17 protein-coding genes are annotated in these 25,102 nt (G+C 63.7%); 7 read left to right on the top strand and 10 right to left on the bottom strand.

Annotation, left to right across the window (positions count from 1 at the left end):
• Positions 1–130: 130 nt before the first annotated feature.
• The gene (locus P12x_RS06495) at positions 131–520 is read right to left on the bottom strand and encodes a hypothetical protein (protein WP_435010077.1); all 390 of its coding nucleotides are present in this window, start codon (positions 518–520) and stop codon (positions 131–133) included.
• A 217-nt stretch (positions 521–737) separates the two neighbouring features.
• Here P12x_RS06495 and P12x_RS06490 point away from each other — a divergent pair, with 217 nt between their 5' ends.
• The 4 genes from P12x_RS06490 to P12x_RS06475 all read left to right on the top strand — a co-directional run bounded on the left by P12x_RS06490 (position 738) and on the right by P12x_RS06475 (position 5,936).
• Positions 738–971, top strand: coding sequence for a hypothetical protein (locus P12x_RS06490; RefSeq protein ID WP_435006120.1), 234 nt, complete (start codon positions 738–740; stop codon positions 969–971).
• 116 nt (positions 972–1,087) lie between these two features.
• On the top strand, positions 1,088–2,083 hold the full coding sequence (locus P12x_RS06485; RefSeq protein WP_435006121.1) for a hypothetical protein: 996 nt from the start codon (positions 1,088–1,090) through the stop codon (positions 2,081–2,083).
• A 184-nt stretch (positions 2,084–2,267) separates the two neighbouring features.
• Positions 2,268–4,634 carry an MMPL family transporter gene (locus P12x_RS06480; RefSeq protein WP_435010076.1) on the top strand — a complete coding sequence of 789 codons (2,367 nt, stop codon included), beginning with the start codon at positions 2,268–2,270 and terminating at the stop codon, positions 4,632–4,634.
• Positions 4,635–4,667: 33 nt separating this feature from the next.
• Complete coding sequence (locus P12x_RS06475) at positions 4,668–5,936, top strand: hypothetical protein (protein ID WP_435010075.1); 1,269 nt, start codon at positions 4,668–4,670, stop codon at positions 5,934–5,936.
• Between the two features lie 82 nt (positions 5,937–6,018).
• Here P12x_RS06475 and P12x_RS06470 read toward each other — a convergent pair whose 3' ends face one another.
• The 7 genes from P12x_RS06470 to P12x_RS06440 form a co-directional block, all read right to left on the bottom strand.
• Complete coding sequence (locus P12x_RS06470; protein ID WP_435010074.1) at positions 6,019–8,550, bottom strand: ATP-dependent Clp protease ATP-binding subunit; 2,532 nt, start codon at positions 8,548–8,550, stop codon at positions 6,019–6,021.
• Positions 8,551–8,993: 443 nt separating this feature from the next.
• The gene (mobA, locus tag P12x_RS06465; RefSeq protein ID WP_435010073.1) at positions 8,994–9,617 is read right to left on the bottom strand and encodes a molybdenum cofactor guanylyltransferase; all 624 of its coding nucleotides are present in this window, start codon (positions 9,615–9,617) and stop codon (positions 8,994–8,996) included.
• Positions 9,614–11,548 carry a molybdopterin biosynthesis protein gene (locus P12x_RS06460; protein ID WP_435010072.1) on the bottom strand — a complete coding sequence of 645 codons (1,935 nt, stop codon included), beginning with the start codon at positions 11,546–11,548 and terminating at the stop codon, positions 9,614–9,616. Before P12x_RS06460 ends, mobA begins: the two co-directional genes overlap by 4 nt.
• A 6-nt stretch (positions 11,549–11,554) precedes the next feature.
• A complete protein-coding gene (locus P12x_RS06455; protein ID WP_435010071.1) occupies positions 11,555–12,778 on the bottom strand; it encodes a molybdopterin molybdotransferase MoeA in 1,224 nt (407 codons plus the stop codon).
• A gap of 55 nt (positions 12,779–12,833) precedes the next feature.
• Entirely contained in the window at positions 12,834–13,355 is a 522-nt protein-coding gene (locus tag P12x_RS06450) for a ChuX/HutX family heme-like substrate-binding protein (protein ID WP_435010070.1), read from the bottom strand.
• A 99-nt stretch (positions 13,356–13,454) separates the two neighbouring features.
• The gene (locus P12x_RS06445; RefSeq protein ID WP_435010069.1) at positions 13,455–14,435 is read right to left on the bottom strand and encodes an NAD-dependent epimerase/dehydratase family protein; all 981 of its coding nucleotides are present in this window, start codon (positions 14,433–14,435) and stop codon (positions 13,455–13,457) included.
• Positions 14,436–14,571: 136 nt separating this feature from the next.
• Entirely contained in the window at positions 14,572–15,174 is a 603-nt protein-coding gene (locus P12x_RS06440) for an HNH endonuclease (RefSeq protein ID WP_435010068.1), read from the bottom strand.
• Between the two features lie 241 nt (positions 15,175–15,415).
• On the opposite strand from P12x_RS06440, the gene P12x_RS06435 reads away from it, so the two are divergent.
• Positions 15,416–16,681 carry a competence/damage-inducible protein A gene (locus P12x_RS06435; protein WP_435010067.1) on the top strand — a complete coding sequence of 422 codons (1,266 nt, stop codon included), beginning with the start codon at positions 15,416–15,418 and terminating at the stop codon, positions 16,679–16,681.
• 72 nt (positions 16,682–16,753) lie between these two features.
• Here the strand turns inward: P12x_RS06435 and P12x_RS06430 are convergent, their stop codons facing one another.
• On the bottom strand, positions 16,754–17,602 hold the full coding sequence (locus P12x_RS06430) for a PP2C family protein-serine/threonine phosphatase (RefSeq protein WP_435010066.1): 849 nt from the start codon (positions 17,600–17,602) through the stop codon (positions 16,754–16,756).
• A 25-nt stretch (positions 17,603–17,627) separates the two neighbouring features.
• Entirely contained in the window at positions 17,628–20,459 is a 2,832-nt protein-coding gene (locus P12x_RS06425; protein WP_435010065.1) for a RecQ family ATP-dependent DNA helicase, read from the bottom strand.
• 175 nt (positions 20,460–20,634) lie between these two features.
• Here P12x_RS06425 and P12x_RS06420 point away from each other — a divergent pair, with 175 nt between their 5' ends.
• Positions 20,635–23,868, top strand: coding sequence for a hypothetical protein (locus P12x_RS06420; protein ID WP_435010064.1), 3,234 nt, complete (start codon positions 20,635–20,637; stop codon positions 23,866–23,868).
• A gap of 181 nt (positions 23,869–24,049) precedes the next feature.
• The gene (locus P12x_RS06415; RefSeq protein WP_435010063.1) at positions 24,050–25,036 is read left to right on the top strand and encodes an ROK family protein; all 987 of its coding nucleotides are present in this window, start codon (positions 24,050–24,052) and stop codon (positions 25,034–25,036) included.
• The last annotated feature ends 66 nt before the right edge of the window (positions 25,037–25,102 follow it).

Raw genomic sequence — 25,102 nt, 5'->3', positions numbered from 1 at the left:
GACGTTCCGGAAAAAGATCTTGGCCCCCGCATTGATCCAGGCCGCGAACCGGATCCTGGACCTCCAAGAGTCGAAACTCGGTGGGGTGTCCACGCAAGCATCGTGGGTAATAGGGGGGCCTACGCTCAGCTCAGTTATTCGTAGAGCGGGTACGTCGAGATGGGTCGAGCTGAAGGGCTGCGATGAATTCCAGCGTGGGAACCAGATAGGAGGCCATCGAAGGCTGAGAAGCGGCCCAGGATGCAGCGTCGGGCCGGGCTTCGAAGGCGACTCGACCCTCGTGGATCACGCGATCAACGACCCCACGATCCATCAGGAAGAGCAAGAGCGCCACCCGTCGAGCGAGCGGTGCCTTCGACCAATAGGGTGAGGACGAGAGGTCGTTCTCAAGGTGAAAGCCCGAGAAGCGAAGCGCTTCGGTCGTCAACGCTTCGAGATGCTCTTCGTTGCGGTGTCGTCGATAATGAGCCAGGCGACCATTCCAGAGTCGTGTGAGTTCACGGACTGATGTGGCGGACACGGGTGAAATCGGCCCTTCCAGGGAGTGGTTCGATTCCCCGCAAAGACGGTGCGGGGTGACTTCTCAATCATATTACGTCACCCGGCAAGGATTGTAACGGCGAAAAGCGAGCAATGACTCGAAATGCTCCGACGGGTGTAACCAAGTTCTCTGGTGGTGAATCGTCCGTCCTGGCAAATTGGGTGGACTTCTTGAACCCGACACCCGGAGTTCCGCCATGACACGGAAGGTGATCACCCTGGAGATCGAGGCCGAGGACGAGGATCTGATTCGCGGCTACGCCGGCTTCGTCGGCGAGATGAAGGATCTCGCCGCCACCACCCCCGATGGCTCGGTCCTCGACGTCTGCGAGGAGGCCGTCATCGAACAGGGTCGCGAGCACCAGCGTCGGCTCCTCCAACGCGCCGTCCGGGCTCGGCTCGAGCACGCCGAGAAAAAGGGGCTCCCCTGAGGATCTGTTCCTGTGGACAGGTTCGCGAGAATCGCGGGACCGCCACGCGCGAGGTCTTCACCTGCCTGGGGGCGATCACCTTGAGGCGGCACTGGTGGGGCTCGCGATGCCCTTGCGTGCCGGGAGGCTATCACGCCGATACCGTCCTCGGGCTCGACGGCGGCCTCAGCCCTCGATTGCAACGCAAGGCCTGCCGTAGTGCCGCCGACCTGTCCTTCGAGCGGGCCCGCGAGAACCTGCTCGAGCTGCTCGGCGTCTCGCCGGCGGCCGAGACCCTGCGGGTCTATTGCGAACGTCAGGCCAGCCGGATCGCGCGTTGGCAGGGCACCGAGACCGCCTCGGCCGAGGGCTTCGGAAAGGCCGGAGGTGGCTGGGAGTTCGCCGTCGACGCCGGCAAGGTCAACACCCGTGAGAAGGGCTGGCGCGACCTGAAGATCGCCGTAGCCCAGAAGCGACCGACGGCCAAACCGGCGACCCCCCAGCAGTGGGAGTCGCGCGTCTTGCCCAAGGCTACCGCCCGAGTGATGTGGGCCGACATCTCGGCATCCCGGCGATTCCGCCGGTCCTGGCACGCGCGGCTGAAGCGGCTGGGCCTGCCGGCGATGGCCCGGCTGCACGTGCTGGGGGACGGGGCGTCATGGATCTGGAAGGCGGCCGGCCGGGCCCTGACCGGGTGCCGCCAGACCCTGGATATCTACCACGCCAGCCAGCACATCGCCCTCGCCGGCAAGCGGCTCTTTGGCGAAGGGACAGCCGAGGCGACCACGTTCCACGAGCACGGCCGTGAGTTACTGCTGAGGGAAGGTTGGACGGGAGTTTGCCGGCTGATCGGCGAGGAACTGGAACGCGAGGACACACCGAAGAGGCGGGGGGCCCTGGAGCGACTGCTGAACTACTTCCTGGGCCACCTGACGCGGCTCGACTACGCGGGCCGCCTGGCGTCCGGCGATGCGATCGGAAGCGGGGTGGTGGAGGGTGCGGCGAAGACCCTGGGTCTGAGGCTGAAAGCTCGCGGGGCCCGCTGGCGGCACAAGAACGCCCGAGCCATGGCCGCCCTGATCTGCTGCCGTCAGACCGATCAGTGGGACCTATTCTGGAACCGGGCGGCGTGAAACCCAAGAATCCCTGGTCACACCCTGCTCCGACGGAACGATTCGCTTTGACTTCGATCGAACGTTTCATTAATGTGCGACGATAGAACCGATATTTCGAGCCGGCCTCTTCGCCAGAACTTCCCAGGTTCCCCAACCCATTTAGTTGTCCCTGACCGGCCGTCTCACGGATACGACCTCGCAAATGTTTCATTCGCTCGCCAGGCTGGTCAATACCCGGGGCTGGATCATCATCGCAGGTTGGGTGGTCGTCACGGCGATCCTCTTCCTTATTGCACCGAAGTGGGAATCGGTGACCAAGGATGATGATGTCAACTTCTTCCCCGCCGGCTATCCGAGCGTCATCGGCCAGTCGCTCTTGAATCGCGGGTTTCCCAAGGATGCGGCCAGTTCTCAAGCCGTCTTGATCGCCGAGCGGTCCGACGGCAAGTTGACTCGAGCCGACTACAATCATGTGGTGGCCCTCTCTCAGGCCCTGACCCAGCTCAAGCGTGATGATCCGAGCATCGGGATCAAGCAGGTAGTCGACTATCGAGTGCCGATCCTCGGCCCTCGACTGATCGGGGGATCTTCGGACGGGAAAGGTGAGGCGACACTGGTCCTGGTCTCGCTCAATGGGACATACATCGCCAAACAGACTCGGATCGCGATGGACCGGCTCCAGGTCTTGGTGGCTGGCTTCGAGAAACCTCCGGTCGGGCTCAGACTTGAGATGACCGGATCGGCGGCTGTCGGGCACGACATGAATCGGGCGGCGATTGCCAGCGTATCCCAGACGACCTGGGCAACGATCCTGCTGGTGGTCGTGATCCTTCTGATCGTCTACAAGTCCCCTTTACTGGCGCTGCTGCCGCTCCTGACGATCGCCCTCTCGGTCCAGGTCTCACTCAAGGCGATTGCATCCCTGACGTTGATCCCGGGACTTCAGTTCCAGGTGATCAACATCACCAATATCTTCGTGATCGTCGTACTCTTCGGCGCGGGGACCGATTATTGCCTGTTCCTGATCGCCCGCTACCGTGAAGAGCTGGCCCGAGGCCGATCCGGCCCCGAGGCGCTCCGCGAGGCGATCGAGCAGGTCGGCGGGGCGCTGGTCGCAAGTGCGGGTACGGTGATCGTCGGCCTGGGGATGCTCTGGTTCTCCAGTTTCGCCAAGATCCAGTACACCGGCCCGGCGATCGCCCTGAGTCTGGCCATCGGCCTCCTGGCCGCCCTCACGCTAGCACCGGTCCTCCTTCACTGGCTCCGAGGCGCCGTCTTCTTCCCTTTCGTCCCGCCGCACCATGAGAAGGGTGGCGACCCGGACGAGGAGAGTTTGGCCCAAATTCCTCTCTCGGTCACCTGGGGAAAGATTGCCTCGGTTGTCATCCGAAAGCCCGGCCTGATCCTCTCGGTCAGCATCGCGGCGCTCATACCTTTCGCCATCCTGGGGGCGCGGACCACTTCTAATTATAGCCAGCTCACCGACTTGAGCCCCGATCAGCCCAGCATCATCGGATCGAAGCTGGTCCGAAAATACTTCGCGGCCGGGGAACTCGGCCCGACGACCGTCCTGTTCGAACACCCCGGGATCAACTTCCGCTCCGATAAGGGCCGGGGCGCGATCGAGCAGCTGAGCAAGAGCCTGGCGGCCCTGGACAGGGTCTCCGAGGTCCGATCGATTTCCAGGCCGCTCGGGGTATCGCCGGAGAGTTTTCAGGAAAGGATCGCCGACATGGTCCGGCGACCCTTTGTTGATCCTCGGTACGTCTCGACCGACCCGGCCAATCCCGCCGACCTGGATCACATCACCAGGCTCGACCTGATTTTCAAGGCGGATCCCTTCTCCGCCGACAGTTTGAGAACGCTCCAGGAAGTCCGACGAGTGATCGAGGAAGCGAGTCGTCCCGGTGGACCACTGGATGGCCTGAAAGCGACAGGCCTATCGGGTTCAACCGCCATGGTGGCCGACCTCAAGGAGGTGACCACCAAGGACGAGCAGCGGATGTACTGGCTGGTAACGCTGGGCGTCTACGTCATCCTCGTCCTCCTACTCCGGAGGCCCTGGATCTGCCTGTACTTGATCGCCACCGTCGTCCTGGGGTACCTCGCCTCGCTCGGGATCACCGAACTATTCTTCCGGGCGATCCATGACGGTCCCGACCCCTGGGTGGGGCTCGACTGGAAGGTCAGCTTCTTCCTGTTCGTGATCCTCGTGGCCGTGGGAGAAGATTACAACATCTTCCTAATGGCTCGGGTGATCGAGGAGGAGAAGAAACATGGGCCGATCGAAGGGACCCGGCAAGCGGTGATGCACACCGGCGGAATCATCAGCTCCTGTGGTCTGATCATGGCCGGGACCTTCGGCTCTATGATCACCGGAAGCCTCACCGCCCTGAAGGAACTCGGCTTCGCCCTGGGCCTGGGAGTTCTCCTGGACACCTTCATCGTCCGACCGATCCTTGTACCGGCGTTCGTGGTCTTGATCCATCGGTTCAAGGCCCGTCAGGGAACGGACAACGAGCCGATCGTGCACGACCCGGCCGAGGTGACCAGCAGTACGACCCCCTGAATTACGCCTTGGTCCACTTCAGGAGGCAACACGATGCACCGCGTCGTGATCTTCGGAGGGGCGCTTCTCGTCGGTCTGTTCCATCACGGTCCTCTCCCCGCGCAGGTCCTCGATAAGCAGCGGGTCGAGTCGGAGGCTGCGGGTCAGGCGGCCGAGGCCGATCGGCTTTTCAAGCGGGGCGAATGGGAGCCCGCTATGGCGATCTATCGAGCCGAGCGTGCCTCGCGGGCCGCTCTCGGCGATGTTCGTTACGAAGCCTATGCCTTGCGGGCGATCGGCGTCTGCCAGGCGGAGTTGGGGGACGACGAGTCGGCCATCGATTCCTGGAAGGAAGCCCGGGGCCTCGACTTGAAGCGAGAAGATCCCGGATACGCCGGGTACGACGACTTCCTGATCGCCAAGGGTCAGATGCGATTAGGTCGGATCGAAGATGGAATCGCAAGCCTCGAACGTTGCTTCCCCTTGTTAACGCAGGCTGTCGACCACGACCATGAAGCCGACGCCCGGCTGGTCATGACCCGGGCCTTGATCGAAATAGGTGAGGCCGAAGCCGCTCAATCCCATATCGCCCGCTCGATCGCACTAGCGGGGGAACTGGGCGACAAGGAACGATTGGCCAATGCCTGGGCGATCGCCGGCCAGGTCGAGACTTCATTAAATCATCCCTCACTCGCGTTGGAACGGTTCTCCGATGCCCAGATCCTTTTCGAAGACCAGGGACGAGCTGCGGAAGCCGCGTGGATGGAGACCCTGGTCGGTTCAACCTTAATCCTCCTGGGGCGACCCGAACCGGCCCTGGCCCGATTCCTCGAAGCCGCCAAACTGCACGAACACCTCGAAGACGGCGGATCTCTCGCCGAAGACTTGACCGCAATCGCGGGCTTGCTCCTGGACTCCGGTCGGGTTGGTGAGGCACTAGAAACGGCCCGGAAGGCAGTAGACAAAGCACGAGATGCCGACGACCGCGAACGCGAGGTCGAGGCTCGAGTTCGGCTGGCCCAGGTCCAGGGCCGAAAGGGCGACTGGAAAGCCGCCTCGGAGATCCTGGATGAGGCCGTCGGACTGGTCCGCCAGGCCTTCCCCAATGATCTTCCCGAGCAGGTCCGCATCCTGATCCTGACGGCCGACGCCGACCGACTGGCAGGGGACAAAGAGCGGGCAATGGGACGACTCGACAAGGCCGGCCGACTCGCCGACGAAGCTGGGCTCGACCCCGTCCGGCAGTCCGTCGATGACGCTCGGGGGCGGCTCGTTGACAAGGGATCGGCTCCAGCACGGACCGGACCCGAGCCGCCTCGTTGAAGATCCGGCAAACCTTCGAAAGCCGACGGGCCGGGCGAGAGGATTCTCTCGCCCGGCCCGTCGGTCATTCGATCGGTTTCGATCAGGACTTCGGATTGCCGGCGGAGGGTTCGGAACCCCCACCGACAGCGGTCAGTTCGGTCTCGGATTTCTGGACAGGCTCGAAGACGAGTCGACGTTCGCTCCCTTCGCCCTCGGCCCGGACGGCAATCGTGCTGCTGCCCTTGTACTTGCCGCTCAGGATGTCCTCCGAGAGCGGGTCCTCGATCAAATTCTCGATCGACCGGCGAAGCGGCCGGGCCCCATATTCGGGGTTGAAGCCCTTGTCGATCAGGAGTTCCTCGGCCTCGGGCGTGAGTAGCAGTTCCAGGCCGCGATCGCGGAGCCGGCCCCGGACCTTCGACAGCTCGATGTCGATGATCTCCTTGAGGTTATCTCGGTTCAGGCTGTGGAAGACGATGATGTCGTCCAGCCGGTTGAGGAACTCGGGACGGAAGTACTTCTGGATCGATCCGGTGAAGTCTTCCTTCATCTTCTCATAGGACTTGGCATCGTCGCGACTCCCGGGGAAGCCGAACGTGTTGGTCGCGCCGGTCTCGGCCCCGGCGTTGGTCGTCATGATGATGATGGTGTTCTTGAAGTCAACGTTCCGACCGAAGCTGTCGGTCAGCCGGCCTTCTTCCATGATCTGGAGGAGCATGTTGTAGACGTCGGGGTGGGCCTTCTCGATCTCGTCGAGCAGGAGCACCGCGTAAGGACGTCGGCGGATCTTCTCGGTGAGCTGACCGCCCTCCTCGTAGCCGACGTAGCCCGGAGGGGCCCCGATCAGCCGGGAGACGTTGTGCTTCTCCATGTACTCGGACATGTCGATCTGGATCAGGGCGTCGGCGTTGCCGAACATGAACTCGGCCAGGCTCTTGGCGAGCAAGGTCTTGCCGACGCCGGTCGGGCCGGCGAAGACGAACGAGCCGATCGGCTTCTTGGGGTCTTTCAGGCCGGCCCGGCTTCGGCGGACGGCCTGGCTGATCCGCTTGATCGCCTCGGACTGGGAGATAACCTTCTTCTGAAGCTCCTTCTCCATCGCGATCAGTCGGGCCGTCTCCTCGGCCTCCAGTCGGGTCAACGGTACGCCGGTCATCTTGCTGACGACCTCGGCGACGACCTCCTCATCGACCGTCCCATCAACTTCCTTGGAGCGCTCGCGCCACTCGCGGTTGATGGTCTCTTTTTTCTTCTTGAGCTTATCGGCCTGGTCCCGGAGGGCCGCGGCCCGCTCGAAGTCCTGATTGGCGACGGCCTCTTCCTTGTCCTGATTGAGCCGTTCGATCTGGTCGTCGAGATCTTTCAGGTCGGGCGGGCGGGTCATGGCCTTGAGGCGTACTCGGGCTCCGGCCTCGTCGATGACGTCGATCGCCTTGTCGGGAAGGCACCGACCGGTGATGTACCGATCGGACATCTCGATGGCGGCTTCGAGCGCCTCGTCGGTGATCTGGACCCGGTGGTGCGACTCGTAACGGTCGCGAAGCCCCCGGAGGATCTCCAGGGCTTCGGACTTGCTGGGCGGCTCGACCACGATGGTCTGAAATCGTCGCTCGAGGGCCCCGTCCTTCTCGATGTACTTCCGGTACTCGTCGAGCGTGGTCGCGCCGATGCACTGGACCTCGCCGCGAGCCAGGGCGGGCTTGAGGACGTTGGAGGCGTCGATCGCCCCTTCGGCCCCGCCGGCCCCGACGAGCGTATGAAGCTCGTCGATGAACAGGATGGTGTTCTTGGCCCGACGGACCTCGTTCATGACGGCCTTGATCCGCTCCTCGAACTGGCCGCGATACTTCGTGCCGGCGACCATCATGGCGAGGTCGAGCACGACGATCCGGCGGTCTCGGAGCAGTTCGGGGACGTTCCCCTCGATGATCATCTGGGCCAGCCCCTCGACGATCGCTGTCTTGCCGACCCCGGCTTCTCCGAGGAGAACCGGATTATTCTTCTGGCGGCGTGAGAGGATCTGTACGACCCGCTCGATTTCATTCTGGCGGCCGATGACCGGATCCAGCTTGCTTTGCCGGGCCAGGTCGGTCAGGTCGCGACCGAAAGAGTCCAAGGCGGGGGTCTTGGACTTTCCTCCCTTTGAGGCGGCGCGCTCTCCCCCTTCACTTCCCCCACCGCCGCCAGCGTCCATCCCGTGACCGAGCAAGTTGAGCACCTCCTCGCGCACTTCTTCGAGCTTCAAATTGAGGTTCATCAACACCTGTGCGGCCACGCCCTCCTGCTCTCGCAGAAGTCCGAGCAGGAGGTGTTCGGTCCCCACGTAATTATGATTCAGGTTGCGGGCTTCCTCGATCGCGTACTCGATCACCTTCTTGGCCCGGGGAGTCTGGGGAAGTTTCCCCATCGTCACCATATCCGGGCCCGATTGGACGATCTTCTCGACCTCGACCCGGATCTTGCGCAGATCCACGTCGAGATTCTTCAATACGTTCGCGGCAACTCCGCTGCCTTCCTTGACCAATCCAAGCAAGACGTGTTCGGTTCCGACGTACTCGTGGTTGAATCGCTGGGCCTCTTGATTGGCCAGTTGCATCACCTTGCGAGCACGGTCGGTGAAGCGCTCATACATGCGGTCGACTCCGACGGCGACCGGGTCTATCCCGGTCTGGGGCTCTTCTGAACGTCTCGCTCTATCCACCGTACGCCGCGCGGGGTCCAACGGGTCACGCCCCCGATTTTCGAGGCGGAAGATTTACGGGCACTCCTGGCCGAAGAAACTTCAATCTATCCTTTATTGTAAAGCCGGAAATGCTCCCGCCAAGGGGCCGGTCATCGGGCCGACCCGGTCATCCAGCCTCCGGAGCAACGGGCCGATCTCGAACCGATCGACGATATCCTTCATTATCCGAGAATTCCGGGGGCGCCGGACTTGGACGCAATTCTTTTCAGTTTATCGGATTTCCGGCTCGCTGGCGACCCAGAGGTCCTTCCACGACCGATCACCGGTCCGATTCGGTGGTAATGAGCCAACAGGCTCCCGCGAGGATCGAAATCGGTCGCGATCACTTCTTCTTATTTTTCGAGCGAATCCCGGGCCAGGCCGGCATCGATCAGGGCCTGCTGGTAGTCTTCGGGACGATTGAGATTTTTGAGAGTGGCCAGTTCGGGGTCGATGATCGACATCGTCGATTCGTCGAGCACCCGTGAACGGACGACTTCCAGCAAATAGACGGGGCGAAGCCGATTTTCGCTCAACAACGATTGAATCGCAGGAAGCACGGTCGCCCTCCGGTAGAGCGCCGCGAGCGGGTGGAGAAATCCGCCGATTTCAGGGATCGCCAGGTCGTGATCGCCGATCAAATCGACCAGTCTACTGATCCACAAAGGTTGGAGAAATGGGACATCAGTCCCCGAGGCATACGCGAGTTCGACCGATTCCGGGAGGGCGGACAGCCCGGCGGCGAGTCCCTGGAGTGGACCTCGATCCGAAACCGGATCGCGGACCACGGCCACTCCTCGGGGCAATTCCGGCAGATCCTGCCCCGGCGCGGCGACCACCACGACCGGACCGGCGGCCTCTGCGACCAAACGGACCACCCGTTGCAACATGAACTCTGGCCCGAACGGGAGCCAGGCCTTGGGTCGCCCCATCCTCCGGCTCAGACCGCCGCAGAGTACCACGGCCCCTGGGATCATGAATCGTATCCTCCTTCGATCCGGAGCGAGAGCTGGGCCAGATTCGTCCGGATCCACGGCTGGTCGAGGATCTCGCGGAACGCGACGACCGATGGCCGGTCCCATCGCGATTGCGGGATCGCGAAGTCGTATCGCTCCTCGCGAACCGGGATGAATTTCAGGTTGTAGGCACTCACTACTCCATCGATCGCCAGCCCCCAGTCCGCCCTTCCCTGGGCGACGGCCGCCGCCACGGCGTTATGCGACCTGGGTTCGACCGCATATCCGGATGGCTTACGACCTCCGAGTAATTCGTCGATCAAGACCCGTGTCCCGCTCCCTCGGTTCCGATTGACCATCTGGCAATCGGGATCAGCAAATGCAGCTTCGATGGCTTCGGCGACGCTTTTTCCATCGAACCGCCGATCCCCCTCCCGATAAGCAATCCCCTGCATTCGACCATAACCGGGCAAGAGTCGAACATTGGGCGGCAGAAACGGCCGGTTATATTCGTTCGACGCCGGGTCCAAGAGGTGAATGCCCGCCAGGTCGCATTCGCCGCGCCCCGCCGCCAGAAGTCCCCCTTGCGAACCGACCCAGATTGATTTAACAGGAAATCCGCGTTTCTGGACCTCGCCTAGCAGTATATCCAGCCCCCAGCATTGGGATCCGATCGCAACTAATGCCGCCGGTTCGGTCCCCCGGCCGAGCCGGATGACTTCGACCCTTTCACCCGAGCTGAGGAATTCCCGATTGCGCGGGATGGTCACAAACCCGTCGGCCTTGGCGAATGTCGTGACCGAGCCCGACCCTTTGCCCAGCGGATAAGCGGACGTCCCGTCAGGACCTTCAACGAGGTTGACCAGGACGTACTCCGTCCGACCGATCTCGCTGTTGAACCGCGCGGGCAGTCTCGCGGGGATGGTATCGCGAGCTTCGGAGCGAAGACCCGCCATCTGACGGATCACGGGGGCTACGAATTCGTGGAAGGTGAAGATCGCCGAGGTTGGGAATCCTGGGAGGATTACCACGGGAGAGGTGCCCACGGCTCCCAGACAGATCGGTTTGCCCGGCTTGAGCGCGACTCCGTGAACCACGATCCCGGGTGTCCTCCTGGCAAGGACCCGATACGAGAGATCGCCCATCCCTTTACTGGTCCCCCCGCTCAGGATCACCACGTCCGAGGCCAGGGCGAGGGCGAACGCCGACTCCAGATCCTTCTCGTCGTCGCCGACGATCCCGATCATCACCGGGTCGCCCCCTTGCTCGCGGACGGCGTCGGCCAGCATGGTCGCGTTGCTGTCGAAAACCAGGCCCGGAGTGATTGGCTGGCCGGGTTCGACCAATTCATCGCCGGTCGAGATGATCGCGACCGAGGGGCGACGGACGACCCATGCGGAGGAACAGCCGATCGCCGCCAGGACGCCGGTCTCTCGCGAGGTCAGTAGGGTTCCTTTGCGGAGGACCAACTCACCCAAGGACATGTCGGTCCCCGCGAAGCTCACTCCCGAGCCCGGCGTGACCGGTCGCTGGACGTTGAGCGTCTCGCCATCGAGCCCGACCCGAGCATGCTCGAGCATCACCACCGAGTCGGCCCCACGGGGGAGCATCGCCCCGGTCGCGATCGGGGTTGCGGTGCCCGAGCCCACAACGATCCGGGGCTCCACGCCGGTCGCAATTTCCTCGGGGTTGAACCGGAAAGTCCGGGGCGAATCCTCCGAGGCCCCATACGTCTCCTCGGCCCGGACCGCGTAGCCGTCGACGTTCGACCGATCGAAGAACGGCACGTCAACCTCGGCCCTTACGTCGTTCGAGAGGACCCTCCCGAGCAAGCCAGACAAGGGTACGATCTCGGTCGCCTGGAGGACGTCCCTCCGGATCACGGCCCACCACCGAGATTCGGCGGTGTCTCGGTCGATCACATCCAGGAATTGCTCTTGCTCTCGAGGCATGGGAGATCAACCGTCCTGATCGTAAAGCCAGACCGTGACCGAGGACCCTGCCGGATAGCCTTCCAGGTTGGAAGGGACCACCACGAAGCCATCGGCTCGGGTGGTGCTGGAGAGGATCGAGGCCCCGCTGATCGCCATCGGGACGACCTGTCCCCGATCGATCGAAACCCGAGCATAATCGACCCGACCGACGACCGAGGATAACTTCTGTGCCAGGGGAAGTACGGACGCCCGGTAGGGCCATGCACTCGAACGCCCTCCCAACCTCCGGACGATCGGACACGCGAAGAAGTCGTAGGCGCAGAGGCAACTCACCGGGTTACCCGGCAGGAGGACCACCGGAACCCGGCCGACGAAACCCAGTCCGGCCGGACTCGCGGGCCGGATCGCGATTCCATGAATTGTGAGTTCGCCGAGTTCGGCCAGCAAACCCGGAGCATGATCTTCCGGCCCGGTCGAGCTTCCTCCGGAAATCATCAAGCAGTCGGAGTTCTTCAAAGCATCGAGCATGGACGACCGAATCCCTTTGCGATCATCCAGCAAAGGCCCGATGACCCGAGGGATCCCCCCATCGCGACGGACCAGGGCTGCCAGCATCGGCGAGTTGGCATCGGCAATCATATTCGATTCGGGAGCCCGACCGCTCGGCAAAAGCTCATCCCCAGTCACCAGGATGACCACTTCAGGTCGCCGGATGACCTCGACTCGGCCCGCCCCGATCGCGCTCAGGATCCCGAGATCCTGCGGGCGGAGGACTCGACCAGCTCGCAAGACCTCCGTCCCCCTGGAAATATCCTCCCCCCGAAGACCGACGTGTCGACCCGGTGGCGTGGGTTCGAAGACTCGCACGATGGAGCCTTCAAATTCGGTGGCCTCCACCTTCACGACCGTGTCGGCCCCCGAGGGCAAAGGGGCTCCCGTCGCGATTTCGGAGGCCTCACCGGCCCCGACGACATGGTCCGGTTCCTTTCCGGGTCGGACCCGACCGACGACCTGAAAAGAAATCGGGTTGTAAGCATCCGACCCGAAAGTTTCCTCGCCTCGGAGCGCGTACCCATCCATGGCCGCCCGGTCGAAAGCCGGGACCGAGACGGAAGAAGTCACACCGGCCGAGAGGACACGTCCCGCCAGGTGATCGAGGGTGACTGATTCCGGTTCGAGCCGGACAATTCGGGTATCGATGACCTTGACGACGGCCTCCACCGAAACCCGCGATCGGAATCCGCGCATCCGGGGATCTTCAAAAGGGCCGTCGGCGGTCATCGGACCTCCAGGTCGGCCGGAGTCAGGGCTGGGAGAAACGGCGGGTCAGGTCCTGAAAGGCCTCAACCGTCGCGGCCGGGACCTTGGGATAATCCTCCCAGAGATACGCCTTGAAAGCGGCATCGCCGGACTTATCGAAAAACTGGAACGAGTGGGTCACGAAATCGGAATCGTGACCGACCTTGCGAACCGAGTAGATCGGTCCCAGCTCGGCATGGAGGATGTGCATGTCGAGCGTATCGGTCTGGACGTTGTAGAACGGACCGGTCTCGCTGTAACCGCCGAAGACTCCGACCGACTCGATCACCGCGGCGCGGCTCCTGACGAAGACCCTCATGACCCCCAGGGAAGGGAGGGCTTCCATCAGGTCGCGGAAGACTTCGTCGCGAAGCCTGGTGATCGGCCACTGCCCGACGAGGGCGTCGACGACCGCCTGCTCGGGCACCCCGAATTTGCGGGCGGCCATCATGGTCATCCGCGAGGGGTCGTCCTGGAAATAATCGCGGATTGAACCAATCTGATCGGTCGATGTGCTGGCGTCCATGGCGTGATTCCCCGGCCTCGACCGATCGATGACGCGAGGCGTCGGTGGCGGTCAACCTCTAGACTATCGGATTCGACGAGTGCCGGGGAGTCCGCTTTCTCAGGACCGAGCGTCACCCGGTCCGGTCATCATCTCGGCCAGGACGTCCCGGAGGATCGCATCGAGATTTCGAGTGGGACGGTAGCCGATCAGCCTGCCGATTTTGGAAATGTCCGGGACTCGACGGATCATATCTTCGAAGCCCGCCGTGTAGGCCTCTCCATACGGAACCAGACGAACCTTGCTCCGCGAGCCGGTGAGTACTCGGATCTTCTCGGCCAGCTCGAGGATCGTCACCTCTTCGGCATTCCCGATATTGAAGACGTCTCCCCGGGCTTCCGGCTTCTCCATCAGCCCGACCAGGGCCCCGACCACGTCGGACACGTGAGCGAAGGATCGGCTCTGCGTCCCATCGCCGTAGACGGTCAAAGGCTCACCGGCCAGCCCCTGCTGAATGAACCGAGGGATCACCATCCCGTACCGACCCGTTTGTCGGGGGCCTACGGTGTTGAAGAGTCGGGCGATCACCACGGGAAGCCGCGACTCATTCCAGTGGGCCATGGCCAGGAACTCGTCCAGGGCCTTGGCACAGGCGTAGGCCCATCGACGGGTGGTGGTCGGCCCGATCACACAATCGTCCCCTTCGGCGAAGGGAATTTTCTCGCTCTTACCATAAACCTCGCTCGTGGAAGTCAACAGGACGGGACGTCGATAGCGAGCGCACGACCGGAGGATGTTGTCGGTGCCGCCCACAATCGTCTCGATCGTCCTGACCGGTTGATCGACCACGAGCCGAACCCCGACCGCGCTGGCCAGGTGGAACACGGCCTCCGACTCGATCACGCAGCGCTCGACGACCGCAGAATCGGTCACACTGGCGACGCGGAGCTCGAACCCTGGACGCCCTTCCAGCCCGGCGATGTTCTCGAATCGGCCGGTGCTCAGGTCGTCCAGCACCAGGACGCGATGCCCCCCCGCCAGGAGCCTCTCGGCCAGGTGGCTTCCGATGAATCCCGCGCCGCCGGTCACCAGATACTTCATTCGGTGGTCTCTTTCGGATCTCGGTGCAGAATGCTTTTCTGAGAACCAGCATTCCGGATCGCTGATCTCGGTCCCATCAACGAGGAGAATGCTGCGTTGAAATCCGAAATGCATGAATCCTGAAATCGATCCTCACTCAACGAAGATCGTCGATTGGAACATTCCAGTAGGCCTCGCTGAGAAACCGCGACCAGCTCTCGATCCTCACCGAAGAGTTGTCGTAGAACGGCTTCCAGGCGGGTCGAATCGGGGTCTTCCGGAGTTTCATGTGGGCCTGCTCGGGGGTCCGGTTGGCCTTCCGGGCGTTGCATGCGACGCAGGCCAGCACGCAATTTTCCCACGTGGTTGCCCCTCCTCGAGAGCGGGGAATGACGTGGTCGATCGTCAATTCTTCGGTCCCGGGCTGGATCCCGCAATACTGGCAGGTCGAATGATCTCGCTTGAAGACGTTCCTCCGGCTGAAGGTGACGGCGTTGGATCTCGGTTTCTCGTGGCGGGTCAGGGTCAGGACCTCGGGAACCCTCATGTGAAACGAGACGGTCCTGATGAACGGCTCGCCTTGGCGCGGAGCCATCCGGGACCAGTCGGCCCAGGTGTAGAGTCGGAAATCATCGGGATCGACCACATGCGCCGTCTCGTTCCAGAGCATCGTCAGCGATCGGGCAACGGTCGCGACGTTGACGGGCATCCAGTTGCGATTGAGTACCAGGGTCGGTCGATCGAGGACGCAGCCACCCATGCAATTCCTCCCGAGGGAGTCGAGGGGACCGGGGGAGTCGAACCCCACCTTCTCGCGGCCCGAGCGAACCGCGGGTTGATCTATTACAACATAGCCGACGATCCCGCGTGAGCCCGAAGCGGCGGCACCGGGATAAATCCGCCCGATGGACTTCCGGACACCCGGTAGGCCCGCGGGGTTCTCCTCGGATAGATTAGTCGGCTCGCCAGGTTCGACGACGCAATGGCGACCAGGAGGCGGTATGAAGGCGGAAGTCATCGCAATCGGTAGCGAGTTGGTGAGTGGCCAATCGCTCGACACGAACAGCCAGTGGTTGAGCCAATCGCTCGGGGCCATCGGCATCCCCGTCCACTATCACACGGCCCTCGGTGATGATCTGAGAGAGAACGTCGAAGTTCTCAGGATCGCGATCAATCGTGCGGACCTGGTGGTGACCAGCGGTGGGCTTGGTCCAACGCAAGACGACCTGACCCGGCAGGCCATGGCCGAGGTTTCGGGCGTCCCCCTGGTCGAAGACCTCGACTCGCTCGAAGCCATCAGGTCATTATTCGCCCGGCGTAAACGGGAAATGCCCGATCGTAACCGGGTCCAGGCTCTCTTGCCGGAGGGGGCCGAAGCCTTATCCAATGCCGTCGGGACGGCGCCGGGCATCGCCATGTTGTTGGGTCGGTCCCGGATCGTGTGCCTTCCGGGTGTGCCTAATGAACTGAAGTTGATGTTCGACGAGCAGGTCGTACCCTGGCTGGCCCGATCGGGGGTGGCCACCCGAAGCATCGTCCAGCGGAAGATCAACCTCTTCGGCAAGGGAGAGTCCGAGATCGAAGCCGAAGCCCTGGACTTGACCGCGAGAAATCGTTCTCCCGAGGTCGGGATCACCGCCTCAGAGGCGACCATCAGCTTCCGAATTGCCGCCGAGGCCGACACCCGGGAAGAAGCCAACCAAATGATCGAGCCGACCGCCCGGCTCATCTACCAGCGATTCGAGGAGTTGATCGTCGGCGAAGGGGCCGAGGACGTCGTCCACGCCGTCGTCCGCGAGTTGAACCGGACGGGTCGGACGATCGCGACGGCCGAATCCTGCACCGGTGGACTGGTAGCCCACCTGCTCACATCGATCCCGGGTGTCAGTCGCTCCTTCCCCGGCGGTCTCGTGACCTACGGCTCGGAGGCCAAGATCAACCTCCTGGACCTGCCCGCATCGATGATCAAGACTCACGGGGCCGTGAGCGCCGAGGTGGCCGGGGAGATGGCCCGGAGAGTCCGGGAGCGTTTCCGGGCCGACCTGGGACTTTCCGTGACCGGCTTCGCCGGGCCGGATACCGACACCCCTCCTCACGCGGTCGGACTGGTTTACCTCGGACTGGCCACCGGGGGCGAGATCCGCACTCGGAAGCTCGAACTTGGCCCCGAGCAGCCTCGCGAAGTGATCCAGAAAAGGGCGGCCAAGCAAGCCCTGAACTGGGCCCGATTGACCCTCCGCAAGCTCGAAAATCGGCCGAATCCCTGAAGCAAATACGATCCGAACGATGATGCATCGTAGGGGGGGCCACCAAAAGCAAGCCCCCCTCTTTCCACAGATTCAGACACTTTTGAGCCCGAACACCTTCGCGTAAACGTCGAGCTTCTCGCCGAGCGACAGGCGATGCGGCGGACCCCCGTTGTGGTGGAGGATCACGAGAGTCACGTCGTCGTCGGCCTGTCCTCCATCACGATAGCCTCGGATCTTCTCCAGGAGGACGGGTCCTAACCGATTGGGTTCGACCAGATCGAGCCCATGAATCAGGTCGAGCAATCCCTGTTCGCCGAGCATCTCGCCCGAAGTGTTCATCGCTTCCGTCAGGGCATCCGTGTAAAAAATGACGAAGTCGCCTTTTTCCAGCTTCACGGTGAACTGGTCATAGGTCGATTCCTCGTCGATCCCCAGCGGTAGATTCATCGCCGATTCGTCCGGCTCGTGCTTGAGGATCGCCCATCGAGCCTCGGCGGCCCGGTAGATCAGGGGCCGTGGGTGCGCGGCATTGCAAACGGCCAGGCGGTCGGTCGTGGCCAGGTAAGTGGCCACCACGGCGGTTGCGAATCGTCGGAGTTGCGCCAGTTCGGTGAACTGGCGGTTGAGAGCCCTTACCAGTCCCTTCTGGCTCTTCCTGTTGATGTTTCGTCGCATCAATTTTCGGAGGGCGTGGGAAAACTCGGACACCGACTCGCCGTGACCCGAGACGTCCGCGACGATCAGCCGGGTGATGATCCCGCCCCCGCAGAGCGTCACATAATGGACATCGCCTCCGTGGACGTCGGCCCCATGGGGCTCGCTGAAGATCCAAAGATCGAGGCCGGGCGTGGCGATCGCGTTCTGAACCGCCTTGTTACCGCCCCAGATCTCCATGCACTGCATGGTGTGGGCTTCGGTGATCCCGGATCGCTCGCTCATGGTCGGTTCGCTCCCGGAGGAAGCTTCAAGATCGGCAAGCGAGGAAAAGTTCCCAGAGTCCCCGTACGGGTTCGGGTTCGAGAGGTTGGGTCGCCCCATCCCGAGACCATTCGTCCCACCGGTCTATCGTCTCGGTGGTGAGGAAGGATTCGATCGGGACCGGATTCCCCCGCTGTACCATCACGAGCGCGTGCTCCACGATCGTGGTCGGATGCAGGCCGCGAATCGCGGCGGCCTCGATGAGCCCGAACCCCCGATCCAGGACTCGCCAGGTCCACTCCTCGGTCGAAATCTCGTGGTCGACCGATAACTCGCTGGCGGTGGCCTGAGACGGGATTTCGTCTCCGTGAGGAAGGCCCGGATGAGGCTCGATGTTCAGATTGACAGGACTATGTTCCGGCCGACGAGACTGTTGATGATCGGAGATCGCGGCGAGCAAGGCCGCGCCATAGCGTTCCCGAATCACCGGGCCGACGCCTTTCACGGCAGCCAGTCCGGCGGGAGTGCCCGGACGCTCCCGGACGAGGGCTTCGAGCGTCTTGTTCGGGAAGATCGTGAACGCGGATTGCCCGGCCTCCTTCGCCCAGGCCGCCCTCATGGATCTGAGTTTCTCGTACAACGGGTCGCCCGAATAATCCCCGTTCGAAGGATCATCCTCGACGGTTAAAGACTCAACCGGCTCGATTTCTTCGGAAGATTCGCCGGCCGGACGGGGCGCGGACTTCGATGGGAGCCGTTCCATTCCACCGAATCGGACCTTCGCGTACAAGTCTTCGGGAAGTGCCAGGTCGGGCCAGGTGCCCTGGGGGTGCTTGCAGAGCTTCCGTCCCTCTTCGGTCAAGGAAATGATGGGCCGGAATCGATCAACATCTTCCGACTGGACCAGTCCCGAGGCGGCCAGTGCATCCAGGAGTTGGACCACCTCGGGCTGGCGGAACCCTCCGAGAATCCCGAACGTACTCAGATCGGTCAGCCCCCAGCGGGCCATCTTCTCGGACGAGGAGCCGGTCAACATCTGGGCGACGACCGTCTTGCCGAACCTGCCCTTGGTCCGGGCGACGCCCGAGAGCGCCTTGAGGATCACCTCGCGGGCACCCTCGGTATCGATCGGTCGACCGGCGACCTCGGGACGGGCCGAGCCCGGCCCGCAATTGTCGCAACGGCCGCACTTCGTCACTTTCGTGTCGCCGAAGTAGCCCAGGATATACGCCCTCCGGCAGGTCGTCTCCTGGGCGTATCGGATCATCCGATCGAGCTTGTCGTACTCGCGCTGCTTTCGTTTTTCGAGCGAGGCGAAGTCGATCACGAGATCGCGGGGACGCCTGGTACGGTCATTGACCCGGACGGCATTGCCCCGAAATGGAGGGACGTAGTCGATCGGCAATTCGGCCGAGAGGAGCTTGATCGCCCGGGTCAGTGCGGTCCGGTCGAGGCCGAGCTTGGCGGCGAAGTCGTCGGGGTTGAAGTAGACCGACTCGCCGAACTTGCGATTGACCAGACCCTCGATCCCCCGGAGGACCAGGAGTTGGACGGGGGCATTGGGGTTCACCCGGTCGAGCAGGCTGGGGTCGTCGGGCTCGCCGATGATCCGGACGATCGCCATGTTGTCGCGAGGGCGGAACCGTTCGACCGCTCCCGCCCCTTCGAGGATCTTCAGGGTCGTGCCGACGGCCGACTCGTTCAGGTCGAGTCGGGTTGCCTCCTTGATCTCGGCATGTGTCAGCTCGATCGGATCGGCGTCGAGTCCCCGCAGGAACTCATAAACCCGGAAGACAGCATCGGGGGGGGGATACTCGTTCTCGATGAACATTTCCTGGAGGTACCGGTCGCCGGGGGCGAACAGGAGCATGCAACTCGCGTCCTTTCCATCCCTCCCCGCTCGGCCAGCCTCTTGATAATAGGCTTCGAGAGTGCCCGGCAGGTTGAAGTGGATGACCGAGCGGATATCGGCCTTGTCGACCCCCATCCCGAACGCATTGGTCGCCACCACCACTTCGACTTGGCCTCCCATGAACCGTTCCTGGGCCTCGGTTCGTTCCTCGCGGGTCAGCCCGGCGTGGTAGATCACGGTCGGCTTGCGTAGCTCGGTTTCCAGAAACTGCCCGACGGACTCGCAGCGGGCGCGGCTGGAAGCATAAACGATCGCCGGACCGGGAGAGCGTCGGAGGGTCCGGGCCAACGCGACAAGCTTGTCGGCGTCCCTCCGCGCCTCGACGACGGCGTAGCTCAGGTTGGGCCGGTCGAATCCGGTGACATACAACGCCGGATCGCGCAGTCCGAGCTGATCGGCGATGTCTCGGCGGACCAGATCGGTGGCCGTCGCGGTCAGGGCGATGCAAGGTGGCATGCCGATCAGTCGGCGAGCCAGCCCGATCCTGGCATAGTCGGGTCGAAAATCGTGTCCCCACTCGCTGATGCAATGCGCCTCGTCGACGGCCAGGAGGGACGGGCGGACCCTGGTGATGGTCTCGATGAACCGAGGGCTCCGAAACCGCTCGGGCGCGACGTAAACGAGGTCGTACTTCCCCGCCTCGATCTCCAGGAGCCTGGCCCTCTGCTCGGCGGGGTCGAGCGAACTGTTGAGCAAGGTGGCCCGAAGGCCTCGCTCGGTCAGGGCGTCGACCTGGTCCTTCATCAGGGCGATCAGCGGGCTGACGACCAGGGTCGGGCCGGGGAGGAGGAGCGCCGGAAGCTGATAGCAAAGGCTCTTGCCACCCCCGGTGGGCATGACGCAGAGGACGTCTCGACCCGAAAGGACGTCATCGATCACCTCGCGCTGGCCAGCCCGGAACTGCTCCAGTGCAAACCGCTCGCGAAGGGTCCTATCCGGGTCGATGGCGGGATCGGCGATGCTCATGGAATGACGGTCCCGGGGCCTCGTCGTCGGGTCATCGCATTATACGGACCGGATGGATCCTCCGCGACCTGCATGATCCGACGGTCGACCGAACCGGGGCGTCGATTCCCGCGGGGCGTGGACGGGTCTATGATGGATCTCGGTCGAGTCGGGGGCTGGGAGTCGGGCGCGATCCATGGATCAGATCTATTACACGCAATGCCCGGTCGGCTACGGCCTGGGAGCCAGCAACGGATTCCAGGTCAAGAGGATGAGCGCGGGATACCCGGCCTCGGGCGACTTCCGCCACCTGGGCCTCCGGGCGTTCCCGGGCGGAAGCCGGGCTCTCGCCCCGCCCACCCTCCGATATCGACGAGATGGAGAGTTCGCCGAGATCGCGATGCTGACGCCTCGTTCTCACGAATATGAGACCGAGCGTGGACTCTGGGGCCGCCCCGGCGGTCACTTCGCCCACGGGATTCGGCTCAAGGTCGCAGAGCTCGACCCGATCCGCCAATGGCCCGCCGGGCTTTTCGAGAGTCACCTCTGGTGCCGGACCGATCGCGATCCAACCCGAGGGAGGCCGCCGGAAGAGGTCGAATTGACCCCCGACGTGCTCAAAATTTCGGCTATTTTCGCGAACGTTGCCGCGCTGGCCGAGGGAATCGACCCCACCTTCCTCTCCCGACTCTTGACCGCGATGGCACTTGTGACCCGCGAAAGCCGGACACTTTTCATCGTCGACGAGTCGGATCGGCTCGGTCCGCTGATCGCCCTGCTGACCTTCGCCTTCCCCGAACCTTTCCGATCGGACCTGACCTTCTCCACGTTTCACGACCGGCCCGAGGAATTGCCAGGCTACCGGATCCAGGGGACTATCCACGCCTCACGCCCGAATCGAGCCTCCCTGCTGGCACTGGGAGTGATCGCCGATCGGAACTCCGGCAAATTCGAGCCCGAGGTCGAGTCCGCCCCCTGGGCGTCCACCCTGGCCGGATGGTTAGTCCGTCGCGATCCGGTCGCCGAGGCCGACTGGTCGGCCACCGAGACAAGGGCCCGCACCGCCCGACATCCCGAGGACGGATCGGCCTGGTCCGACGCCTGGCTCGGGCACCTGTTCGGCTTCCCCGGGGCGAATCGGGATCGGACCCAGCCCGGCGATCCCTCGGCCTGGGAGAATTTGAGGGACTACGCCGAGTGGTCGAGGCGGGCCGGGTCGGGCGACGAATGGATCAGGCACCGAGGCCCCTCCTGGTGGATCGACAAGGCCAGCTCTTGCCGGACGATCGCCCAGGCCCGATCGGCCCTCGTGGCCCATGCAACGCTCCGAGAAGCATGGAAGTTCGAAGTGGATCATGCCGCCTGGGGCCGGGCCATCGGTGCGTGGTTCCGCGATGCCGAGGCCCGCGATTGCGAGGATTCGGCCCTCCGGACCTTCCGGGCCGCACCCCAACAGGCACGCCCGTCATTCGCCAGGGCCTTGATCCTGTCGCTGACACCGGAAGGGGCCGTCAGCTTGCTCGACCGGCTTCATCAGGAGCCATCTTGCGATCGGGCGATGCTCCTTCCGATGGAGGCCACCGCCCGAATCTCGGCGATTCTGGGGGGGAGCGACCCGGCCCCGATCCGGGAGATCATCGAGGAGGCCTTACCGCTCCGGGGTGCAATCTCGGCGGTCCTCGACGCCATCGAGTCGGGCCTGGTCGATCGCACCGAAGCTCTGCCGGGATTGGCCCGCTGGCTGACCCGAGCATTCGAGCCGGACGGGGGCTTCGAAGGAATCTCCTGGGCCTTGCGTCGGGGAAAGGCGGCATCGATCTGGCTCGGCCCCGCGCTCCGGCCCCTCTTCGCCGACCTCGGTCGTCAGGAGGAATGGACCGCGCTCCACGACCGGACTCCCGAGCCACTCCGAGCCTCGCTGGCTCGCGCGATCTTGGACGTCACCCGCGAGCCGGGCCTCCCGGACGAGGCTTTCCGTTGGGGTATCGAGGGACTGTTGTTGACGCTCGCACCCCGCCCGCACGACCCGACCTGGGCAGAATCCTACCTCAAGCGAACTCCATCGGGCCTCGATCTCCTCCGACGACTCGGATCGCCCGAATACCGAAAACTGGGAGTCCTCGCCTGGTTGAAGCAGGCCCGGAGCCTCGGCGAGATCTCCGAGGAGCAGGCCGCTCGGATCGACTCTTGCCTGGCGTATGCCAGGGCACTCTCCTCGACCGAGCCGGGAGCCTTCCAGGATGTCCCGGTCCCCTCGGTCCCGCCCGATCAGCGAGGCTTGATGCTCGGGCACATGATCTCGCGGATCGAACGCGCGGCGACCGGAGGGCTCTCCTTCGTGCTGGATGCGTGCCGCAATTCCTGGCCAGGCGCGTTCGAGCCGGGGACGCCCGGGCTCCGATCGATGGCCGCGCCACTGGCCCGATTGCTCGCCCCCTATCTCGCCGATCCATCCGACTGGTTCGATCGACTGGGTGAGATCCTCAACCATCTTCATCTCGTCTCGGATCAGTGGGGCTTCGAGCCCGACGGGTTGGCGGCCGAGGTCGGCGCGATCGCCGCCCGTCTCACCGATCCTCCCCCTGGCCCCTGGCCGCTCCGGAATTTCTTGCTAGGCCATCAGCGAGCCTGGCGAATCCTGACCACCGACATCCGTCGCGAACTGGCCGAGATCGCGCCCGACTCGGCCGCAGAGGTCCTGAATCAGTGGGATCTTAAGCTGGACAAGCAAGGGCGGCCCGAGCGTTTCTTCGAACTCTTCCTGAACGCGGCCAGAGGCCCCTGGCTGGCCGCCTGCGTGCTGAGCTGTTCGGCCGACCTCGAAACGCTGGCCCCCCTCCCCTGGTGGGACCACGCTCTCGACCCTTCGGGCCTGGATGATCTCCGAGATGGATTCGCGCGGACGATCCCTCTGGCCCCGTTCCCGGAGGGACGTCTGTTCCAGGTCCGACGATGGGTCGAGGGCTCCCGGGCTCGGTTCGCCCCAACTTCGGAGGGGGGGTCGCCCGGTTTATCGCCCCTGGGGAAGGCCCGTTGGCGTTGCCTGGAGGAGCTGACCAATTTCCGGAACGCCGTGAACGAGCCTGCCGTCCGCTGGCCCATCGTTCTCGGATGGAAGGAGAGGCTCCCGATCGCAGCCCTGTCGGTCGATGATCGCCACCGGCTCGTCGCCTGGATCATCGAGGGGCTCGATGAAGCCGAGTCTTTTCAGATCGCCGAGCTGGCCTCCTGGCTGAGGAGGATCGGGATCAAAGACCATGCCCGACTCGCGCTCTGGGCCGACGAGATTGGCGAGTCCCGACAGATCGATGATCGCTTGAAGATTGCCCGGGTCAGGCTGGTAGCCGACCTCAAAGCCGAGCTTTACCGGCAACTCCGCGAGTCCCAGGCGGGACGGGGCGATTCTCCGAGACTTCAAGCCCCTCGCTGATTCTCTCGCCCGAGTCGACCGATCAATCCGAATTCGCGGGCGCACAATAACTTGACGAGAGCCGAGCAATCGCCAAGCATGGAGAATCCTGGCGCGGTCGATCGGCGGGGCCGATGTTAAGAGGCGACAACAAGGTCGGCCGATCCCTCGGCCCTCCGGAACCCGGACGGGGTAGACACTCATGGCGGGAATGGGCGGGATGGCCCCGGTGGTCGGCGTGGACCTGGGGGGGACCAAGATCCTGGCGGGTGTGGTCGACGCCGAGAACAAGATTCTGGGCCGGGCCAAACGGTCGACCCCGGCCGAGGCCGGTGGGTTGGCGATCCTCGCGGCGATCACCTCATGCATCGATCAGGCGCTCGCCGAGGCCAATGTCCACCGCGATCAGATTATTGGAATCGGTGTGGGCTCTCCCGGTCCTCTCGATCCGGCGACCGGCGTGATCGCCTTCAGCGCCAACTTGAATGTCAAGAACTGGCCGCTCGGGCCCGACCTGACCTCCGCCATGGGCAAGCCCGTCCTCGTGCAGAACGATGTCCGGGTCGGCGGCTATGGTGAGTATCACCTGGGCGCGGGCCGGGGACACCGAAGCCTCCTCGCGGCATTCGTCGGGACCGGGATCGGCGGCTGCCTGATCCTCGATGATAAAATCTTCGAGGGAGCGACCGGCAACGCGGGAGAGGTCGGCCATATCGTCGTGAAGGCCGACGGTCCGAAGTGCGGTTGCGGCCGAAGAGGATGCCTGGAAGCCCTCTCCAGCCGGAGCGCTATCGCACGAAGGGTCACGAAGGCCGCCCGGAACGGCGAAGAGTCGATGCTCGCCTCCAAGGTCGACAAGAAGTCGGGCAAGCTCAAGAGTGGCGACATCGCCGCGGCCTTCGCCGCCGGGGATCACGTCGCCATCCGCGAGATCCACCGGGCGGCCTACTTCCTCGGGCTCGGCCTGGGGGGCCTCGTGAACCTGATCGGACCCGAGATCGTCGTCATCGGCGGCGGGGTGACCGAGGCCCTTGGCCCGATGTTCCTCAACCTGGTCCGCGACTCGGCCCGCGAACAGATCCTGGTCGACCCCGAAGATCAGATCAAGATCGAGCTGGCCGAACTCGGAGACGACGCCGGGATTCTCGGGGCCGCCTTGCTCGCCAGGGAACGCTTCGCCGATTCCTGAACGCTCGGTCGGGGAATGCCGCCCGACGATCCCCGGACCGAATTCGTTCCGGGGATCGATCACGAT

This window comes from Tundrisphaera lichenicola, assembly GCF_051175385.1.
Taxonomy (GTDB): domain Bacteria; phylum Planctomycetota; class Planctomycetia; order Isosphaerales; family Isosphaeraceae; genus Tundrisphaera; species Tundrisphaera lichenicola.
Note: the sequence above shows the minus strand (reverse complement) of the source record. Positions and strands in the feature narration are given on the sequence as shown.